Origin of the sequence: Nakamurella sp., assembly GCF_044224575.1 — a bacterium.
Classification (GTDB): domain Bacteria; phylum Actinomycetota; class Actinomycetes; order Mycobacteriales; family Nakamurellaceae; genus Nakamurella.
The window spans coordinates 1-8,056 of the sequence record NZ_JBGAKE010000043.1 but is presented as its reverse complement, the minus strand read 5'-3'; the positions used below and the strand labels follow the sequence as shown (position 1 = coordinate 8,056).

The following is an 8,056-nucleotide window of genomic DNA, read 5'->3' as shown; positions in this document are numbered from 1 at the left end:
ACCCCGGACAGGATCTTGATGAGGGTGGACTTGCCGCAGCCGTTCTCCCCGAGCAATCCGTGGATCTCCCCGGCCTGCAGGGTGATGCAGATGCCGTCGTTGGCCCGGACCCCGGGGAACACCTTGGTGATGTCCCGGAGCTCCCAGAGCGGAGGCCCGCTCGCCTCGACCGTCATGGTCGTTCTCCCTTCCGGCCGGTAGTGCTCAGTAGTCCTTGGACGGCTTGGGGAACAGCCCGTCAGGGTTCTGCAGGACCGTGACCGCGTTGTCCTTGGTCACGATCTCGGTGGGCGCGTCCACGTAGCCGACCTGGGCCTTCTTGTTGAGCAGGTCGATGGCGTACTGGGCGGCCATCGCCCCCATCGCGACCGGGTCGGTGTTGGTGGTGGCGGTGATGCCCTCGTCGTTGGCGATCGCCTCGATCGCCGCGGTGTCACCGTCGTAGCCGTAGACCTGCACATCGGTACGGCCCAGCGATTTCACCGCCAGCGCGGCCCCTTCGGCCATGTAGTCGTTGGCCGCGTACAGGACGGTCACGTCGGGGTTGGCCTGCAACAGGTCCATCGCCGCGGTGTTGCCCTTCTCCACGCTCCAGCCGCCGTTGATCTGCGTCTTGACCGTCCAGTTGGTGCCGGCCAACCCGTCGATGAAGCCGCCGGACCGCTCGGTGTCCAGGTAGCTCGGCTCCCCGTTGAGGATGCCGACCTGCCGCGGGGAACCGTCCGAGTGCTGCACCGCGTACTGGGCCAGCTTCTTGTTGGCCACCCGCTGGGACACACCCACCACTCCGTCGACGGGCGACGGGTAGTTGGGGATGTCGGAGTTGATGATGATGACGGCCTTGCCGGCGTCCACGGCCTTCTGGACCAGCGGCGCCAGCGAATGCTCGTCGAAGCTTATCAGCAGGATGGCGTCGACGTCCGGCCGGGACGTGACGTCCTGCAGCATGCCCAGCTGGCCGGCCTGGTCGCTGCCGGAATAGGGCGAGAGCATGAAGCTCTCGGCACCGGGCACCGACTTGATGCCCTCGTACAGCGCCAGGTGGTAGTTGAACTCGGTGCCCATCGGCAGGTACGCGATGGTGGGCGTCCCGCCGTCGTAGGTGAGCTTGTCCAGCGACGCGGCGGCGCCGTCGGCCAGCGGGATCGGCGCCGGGTAGGTGGGCGCCGTGCCGGCTCCGGCCGCCAGGGAGGCGTCGGTGGCCGCGCCGGCCGCGGACGACGAACTGCTCGCCGAACCACCGCCGGTGAGCGCACACGCGGACGTGCCGATCAGAGTCAGGGCACAGGCGGCGGCGAGCATGCTGCGGCGCAGGGTCTTTCGGTGGTGACGCATGGTTCTCCTGTCGGGTGACGGCACTGTCAGGGGACTGCGGGGGGATAGCGGTCAGGCCGCCGGGGCGGCGGTGGCCTCGATCGCGAGCCGGGAGAGCTCGTCGAACTCGGGCCCGGCGGTCGGGATGTCGGTGGGCAACTGGTCGGCGAAGACCTCGGCGATCACCCGGGTCCAGCCGTGCAGGAAGTAGAACCAGCCGTCGACGCAGGTCACGCCGGCCGTGTCCGATTGCGCCCCGGCCTGGTCGAGGAACACCAGGTCGCCGCGGTAGTTGAAGTCCCACGCCCGGGCCGCCGCGGGGAACCGGACGGCGTCGGTCAGTGGGGAGCCGGGCCGGTCCTTGCCCAACCCGGTCGCGTTGGCGATGACCGAGCCGGCGGGCCGGGCGGCAACCAGCGCGTCGTTGTCGGCCGGGGAGGGGGCCAGGTGGTACTCGATCGGAATGGCGAAGCCGATCCGCTCGTGGATCTCCCGCATCTCGGCCAACCGGCCGACCCGCCGGTTGCTGACCACGATGCGGCCCGGCACCTCACCGCCTTGCTGGGCCCGCCGGTGCAGGGCCAGCGTCAGCGCCAGCGAACTGCCCCCGGCGCCGAGCAGCAGCAGGTCGGCACCCGTTCGGGCCCAGTAGCCATCACCGACGACGGCGTCCAGCGACAGGGCGCAGGTGATCGGGTCCTTGGCGTCGCCGTACAGACGCCCGCCCCGTTTGGAGATGCTGCTGACCTCGCCGAGAGTGTCGGTGTCCGGGCCGACCTGGTCGAACAAGTCGGCGGCGGCCCGGTACAGGTTCAGCTTGTGGGTGGTCACCAGTGCGCCCAGCGACTGCGGGTCGTTCTTGATGCCGGCGACCACGGCCCGGTAGTTGGCCGGGTCGTCGTCCAGGGCCAGATCGATCCCGGCCAAGGTGGCGTCCAGCCCGAGATGCCGGGCCCAGGCCGGGAAGACCCGGCGGATGGATGAGGACCCGGTGCTCACCCCGATGAAGTAGAAGGTCGGCGTCTCGGCCGGCCGGAAGGTGATCGCCATCAGTGCTCCTCCCAATCACGGACCCGCTCGACCGCCCGCAGCCACCCGGCGTGCAGCCGGTCGGCGTCGGCCTGCTTCATCGCCGGTTCGAACCGCCGCTCCAGCCGGAACGTCTGGGCCAGCTCGGCCCGGTCGGCCCAGAACCCGACGGCGAGCCCGGCCAGGAACGCCGCGCCGCGGGCGGAGGACTCGGTCACGGTCGGCCGCAGCGCGGGCACGCCGAGCAGGTCGGCCTGGAACTGCATGAGGAAGTTGTTCTTCGACGCGCCGCCGTCGACCTTGACCTCGACCAGCGGGATCCCGGAGTCGGTCGCCATCGCGTCGGTGAGATCGCGGATCTGGTAGGCGATCGCCTCCAGCGCGGCCCGGATGATGTGATTCCGGTTGACCCCGAAGCTCAGGCCGAGGATGCCGCCGCGGGCGTACGGGTCCCAGTAGGGCGCGGCCAGTCCCACGAACGCGGGTACGAAGTAGACCCCGGCGGTGTCCGGCACCCGCAGGGCCGCGTACTCGGTGTCGGCCGAGTCGTAGACGATCTTCAGCTCGTCCCGCAGCCACTGGATGGTCGCGGCGGAGACGAAGATCAGTCCCTCCAGCGCGTACTGCACCTGCCCGTCCAGTCCCCAGGCGACCGTGGTCAGCAGCCCCTTCTCCGAGAAGACCGGCGCGTCACCAGTATTCATCAGCAGCGAGGCCCCGGTGCCGTAGGTGGACTTGACCATGCCCGGCTCGAAGCAGGTCTGGCCGAACAGCGCGCCGTGCTGGTCGCCGACCGCGGCGGCCACCGGGATCCGCACGCCGAAGAACACCGACTCGTCGGTGTGCCCGTACACCTCGCTGGTCGGTCGGACCTGCGGGAGCATCGCCCGCGGGATGTCCAGCTCGGCCAGCATCACCGGATCCCAGTCGAGCCGGTTGATGTCGAACAGCATGGTGCGGGAGGCGTTGGAGTAGTCGGTGACGTGCACCGCCGTGCTTGACCCGGCCCCGCCGGTGAGGTTCCAGATCAGCCAGCTGTCCACCGTGCCGAACAGCAGGTCGCCGGCGGCCGCCCGCTCCCGGGCCCCGGGGACCGCGTCCAGGATCCAACCGATCTTGGTGCCGGAGAAGTACGCGTCCACCACCAGCCCGGTGGTGCGGCGGACGTGGTCGGTCAACCCCTTGGCCTTGAGCTCGTCGCAGCGGCCGGCGGTCCGCCGGTCCTGCCAGACGATCGCGTTGTGCACCGGGTGCCCGGTGTGCCGGTCCCAGACGACCGTGGTCTCCCGCTGATTGGTGATGCCGATCGCGGCGACCTGCTCGGCGCCGACGCCGGCGATGTCCAGCACCTTGTGCGCGACGGTCAGCTGGGTGTTCCAGATGTCCACCGGGTCGTGCTCCACCCAGCCCGGCTTCGGGTAGATCTGGGTGAACTCCTGACTGGCCTGGGCGACGACGGCACCGGCCCGGTCGAACAGGATGGCCCGGATGCCGGTGGTGCCGGCGTCCATCGCCATGACGACGCTGGCGGTGTTCATGCGCGCGCTCCTGCCTGCTCGAGGTCCGATGTCTGGTCGAAAGCGTCGGTGCCGAAAGTGATCCCGGCCTTCATGCCGGCGCCGGAGGCGGCGTAGGCGAAGGCGTCGGCGATGTCGTCCAGCGCGAAGGTGCGGGTGACCAGCGCGGACAGGTCGACCCGCCGCTGCCCGATCAGCTCCAGCGCCTGGGCGTAGTCGGCGTTGCTGGATCCCCCTGGCCGAGGCCGGCGAAGAAGTTCACCCGCCCGTGGGTGGCCAGCAGCTGCACCGCGTCGGCCTGCACCTGCGGACTGGAGGCCGCGGTGATCGCCACATCGACGCCCCGCCCGCCGGTCTCGGCCCGCACGGCGGCCACCAGGTCCCGGTCACCGACCTCGATCAGCGTGTCGGCCCCGTACCCGGCGATCCGGTCCAGCCGGCCCCGGCTGCGGTTGGCGACCAGGATCCGGCGGGCGCCGGCCAGCCGGGCCAGCAGGACGGTGAACGCACCGATCGGGCCGGCGCCGACGACCAGGACGTCGTCCTGCGGGCCGACGCCGACCGCCTGCACCCCGCGCAGGCAGCAGGAGAACGGCTCGGCCAGCGCGGCCTGGCCGAACGGCGGCCCGGCGGGCAGCCCGAACACGTTGCCGCGCTGCACCGCGAACGCCGGCACGAGCAGGTACTCGGCGAAGCCGCCGTCCAGGCTCACCCCGAACGCCTCGTAGTCCGGGCACATGTTGTTCAGCCCGCGCCGGCACATTCCGCACCGCCCACAGCCCACGTTCGGCGTGACGGCGACCCGGTCACCGACCGCGTACCCGACGACCGGGCCGCCGGTGGCGACGATCTCGCCGGCCACCTCGTGGCCGAGCACCCGGTGCTGCCCGGGAGCGATCTTGAAGTGGCCGTGCCGGGAGATCCGCAGGTCGGTGCCGCACACCGAGGCGGCCCTGACCTTGATCAGCAGGTCGCCGGGACCGACCGCGGGCACCGGCCGGTCCTCGACCACCACCACGCCGGGTTCGTGGAAGACGGCAGCGTTCATCGACTTCCTCATCGCGCACCGGCCAGGTCCGCCGCACCGCTCCGGGTCTCGGCTTCCGCACGGGCCTCCGCGCCGACCGCGAACAGCACCTTGTTCGACCATTGCCGGCGGCCGAGCAGCTCGGCGAACAGCTCCGGCGCCTGCTCCAGCGGCGCGGCGTGGCTGATCAGCGGTTCCACGGCGATCCGGCCGGACGCGACGGCGTCGACCACCATGTCCCACTCGCTGCGCCCGGCCGGTGCGATCGTGGAGTTCCAGGTGCCGTACACGGTCAGCTCCCGGCGGATCAGCGAGGAGATCAGCGTCCGCGGGATGGTCACGTCGCCCTTGAGGTCGCCCAGGATCAGCACCTGGCCGCGGGGCGCGGTGGCCTCGATGGTCTGCAGCAGGGTGGCCGGCAGGCCGCTGGCCTCGACCGCGGCGTCCACCCCGCGACCGGTCCGGGCCAGCACCTGCGCCACGGTCCCGGCGGTGGGATCCCCGGCGTCGATCGTCTCGAATCCCAGGTCGGACATCAGCTCCCGCTTGCGCGGGTCGACGTCGGCGACCAGCACCCGGCTCCAGCCCAGCAGCCGCAGCCACTGGGCGGCCAGCGCGCCGATCGGCCCGGCGCCGATGACCAGGGCGGAGCCGGCGGCCGGCACCGCGAGCTTGCGCACCGCGTGCAGCGCGACCGCCGCCGGTTCGACCATCGCCGCGTGCAGCAGCGGCATCGTCGCCGGCACCGCGATCAGGTTGCGCTCGGGCACCCAGAGGCGTTCCTGCAGCCCGCCGTCCCGCCGGGAGCCGAAGTAGTCGTAGCCCGAACCCAGCGCCGGTTCACCGATCTCGGTCAGCGGGTCGGCCGGGTTCGGCAGCAGCGGGAAGACCGCGACCCGGTCGCCGGGGCGCAGCCGGGAGCCGGCCGGAACCTGCTCGACGACGGCGGAAAACTCGTGCCCCAGCACCAGTGGGTAGTGATAGGCGGTGCCGTGGCCGACCCGCAGCAGGTCGGATCCGCAGACCCCGACCGCGCCGACCCGGACCAGCACCGGCCGGTCCCCGAACGGCTGCGGCTCGGGGACCTCGCCGTGACGCAGGACGCCGGGGGCGTCGAGCACGACGGCCTTCATCAGACCTCCATCCCGTAGCGATGGGCCTTGTGCGTCGGGTACATCGAGAAGGTCGGGATGGTGACGTCCGGGGTCCGGGTGGCGACGTACAGCGCGGCCTCGGCGACGTTGGCGACGTCGATGCAGCTGGCGTGGATGCCCTCGCGCATCTCCTTCTCGTCCAGCCAGCCGTCGACGTAGGCGGGAATGTCGCCGTCGTACAGGCCCGTATCGATGATCTGGGTCATCGGGGTGGCCACGTGCGACGGGTTCATCACCGTGACGCCGATGTTCTTGCCCTTGCCCTCGAGCAGGATGTTCTTGCTGAAACCGAGCATGCCGTGCTTCGACGCCCGGTATGGGCTGTGTCCCGGCCCGGAGGCCAGGCGGGTCGACGAGGACCCCATGTTGATGATGCGGCCGCCGGCCGGCTGGGTCTGCATCACCAGGAACGCCTCGCGGCACATCAGGAACACCGCGGTCAGGTTCGGCCCCATGGTGGCGTTCCACTCGGCCAGGGTGACCTCGGTGACCGGCGGGGACAGCGAGTCCCGGCCGGCGCTGTTCACGACCAGGTCGACCCGGCCCCAGTCGGCCACGGCCCTGGCGAAAAGGCCCTGCACGGCGGCCTCGTCGGTCACGTCGGCGGTGACCCCGACGACGGTGACCTCGGTGTCCCCCGCACCCTCCTGGATGCTGGCGACGACCTTCTTGAGCCGGTCGCCGTCGATGTCGACCAGCAGCACCTTGGCCTGGTTGGCGGCGAAGACCCGGGCGACGGCGTCGCCGATGCCGGAGGCGGCGCCGGTGACGATGGCGACCTTGCCGGCCAGGGCGGTGCCCGGGGTGGCCAGGTAGTCGGGGGTGTAGTCGATCGTGATACTCATGCGCTCCTCGTTTCGGATGGGCGACGCACGTGCGCGACCAGGGCGGCCGCGGTCGCGGCTGCGGCCGCGATGGCGTCGAAACGCTTGTCGGCGATGGCCTTCTCGGTGGCGATCCAGGAGCCGCCGCAGGCGGCGACGAAGGGCTGGGCCAGGTAGTCGGGCAGGTTGGTCGGGGTGATGCCGCCGGTGGGCATGAAGGACACGCCCCGGTACGGCGCGGCGACGGCCTTGAGGAAGGCCAGGCCGCCGGCGGCCTCGGCAGGGAAGAACTTCACCAGCCGGAGGTCGTGGGCCAGGGCGGCCTCGATGTCGGTGGGCGAGCTGACGCCCGGGATGACCGGGATACCCAGCTCGCGGCCGGCATCGACCACCGCCGGGTTGAACCCGGGGGCGACGGCGAACTGCGCCCCGGCCGTCACCGCCCGGCGCAGCGTGGGTACGTCGAGCACGGTGCCGGCGCCGACCAGCACATCGGGGACCTCGCTCCGCAGGGCCGCGATCGCGTCGGCGGCGGCGTCGGTCCGGAAGGTGATCTCGGCGACCGGCAACCCACCGGCGGCCAGCGCCGCACCGAGGGCCGGCGCGTCGGCGGCGTCCCGGATGGTCACCACCGGAACGACACCGACGGTGCGGAGACGCGTTTCGAGTACTGCGTGATTCATGCTCGCCCTTTCGCGGCGGTGCGGTGCGGACTGGGGTGCGGTGCTGGCGGGTCGAGCCGTCGTCGGCATGACGGGGCTCGGCCGGAGGTCGGTGGGAACCGCCGGAGGCGCGAGGGGGGTCACTGCGATGGGCTTCATCGGACTCCCCTCTCCATCGAAGGCGTTTCCTGTGGTGGCGACTACGTTCGCAGTAATTTCGAGTCATGTCAAGAGACGTCGTAGAAATTTCGGAGCGTGATGTGGGGCGAGATGAACCGGTCGTAGAAATTTCTGCCTACAATGGGCCCCTTGCAAATTTCTTGTCATCTGTGGCAGGCTTCCCAGCCATCCCCTCCTCCCACGTGCTCGGAAAGGTCCGCCTCATGCCGTCGTTCCTCACCCCGCCGCTGCAGCCGCTGCGCATCCGCTTCGACAGCCCGGCGGCCACCGCCGAGCCGGCCGGCCCGGTTCTGGTGCGCCGGATGTCCAGCCTGGAAGGGCTTTTCGAGGCCGAATCGCTGCGCCGGGA

General features: G+C 71.1%; 8 protein-coding genes. All 8 read right to left on the bottom strand.

Features of this window, described 5'->3' with window-relative positions; all coding sequences use genetic code 11:
• Nucleotides 1-176: ATP-binding cassette domain-containing protein (locus ACILSK_RS25135; protein WP_395729930.1), on the bottom strand; the 176-nt coding region annotated here is incomplete at its 3' end.
• 28 nt (nt 177-204) lie between these two features.
• Complete coding sequence (locus tag ACILSK_RS25130) at nt 205-1,335, bottom strand: sugar ABC transporter substrate-binding protein (RefSeq protein ID WP_395729929.1); 1,131 nt, start codon at nt 1,333-1,335, stop codon at nt 205-207.
• Between the two features lie 51 nt (nt 1,336-1,386).
• Complete coding sequence (locus ACILSK_RS25125; RefSeq protein WP_395729928.1) at nt 1,387-2,364, bottom strand: shikimate dehydrogenase family protein; 978 nt, start codon at nt 2,362-2,364, stop codon at nt 1,387-1,389.
• On the bottom strand, nt 2,364-3,881 hold the full coding sequence (gene glpK, locus ACILSK_RS25120; RefSeq protein ID WP_395729927.1) for a glycerol kinase GlpK: 1,518 nt from the start codon (nt 3,879-3,881) through the stop codon (nt 2,364-2,366). Before glpK ends, ACILSK_RS25125 begins: the two co-directional genes overlap by 1 nt.
• A 172-nt stretch (nt 3,882-4,053) precedes the next feature.
• Nucleotides 4,054-4,908, bottom strand: coding sequence for an alcohol dehydrogenase catalytic domain-containing protein (locus ACILSK_RS25115; RefSeq protein WP_395729926.1), 855 nt, complete (start codon nt 4,906-4,908; stop codon nt 4,054-4,056).
• An 8-nt stretch (nt 4,909-4,916) separates the two neighbouring features.
• A complete protein-coding gene (locus tag ACILSK_RS25110; protein WP_395729925.1) occupies nt 4,917-6,020 on the bottom strand; it encodes a galactitol-1-phosphate 5-dehydrogenase in 1,104 nt (367 codons plus the stop codon).
• The gene (locus ACILSK_RS25105) at nt 6,020-6,886 is read right to left on the bottom strand and encodes an SDR family oxidoreductase (RefSeq protein ID WP_395729924.1); all 867 of its coding nucleotides are present in this window, start codon (nt 6,884-6,886) and stop codon (nt 6,020-6,022) included. Before ACILSK_RS25105 ends, ACILSK_RS25110 begins: the two co-directional genes overlap by 1 nt.
• Entirely contained in the window at nt 6,883-7,548 is a 666-nt protein-coding gene (gene eda / locus ACILSK_RS25100; RefSeq protein WP_395729923.1) for a bifunctional 4-hydroxy-2-oxoglutarate aldolase/2-dehydro-3-deoxy-phosphogluconate aldolase, read from the bottom strand. The genes ACILSK_RS25105 and eda overlap by 4 nt, the downstream gene beginning before the upstream one ends.
• Nucleotides 7,549-8,056 lie beyond the last annotated feature (508 nt).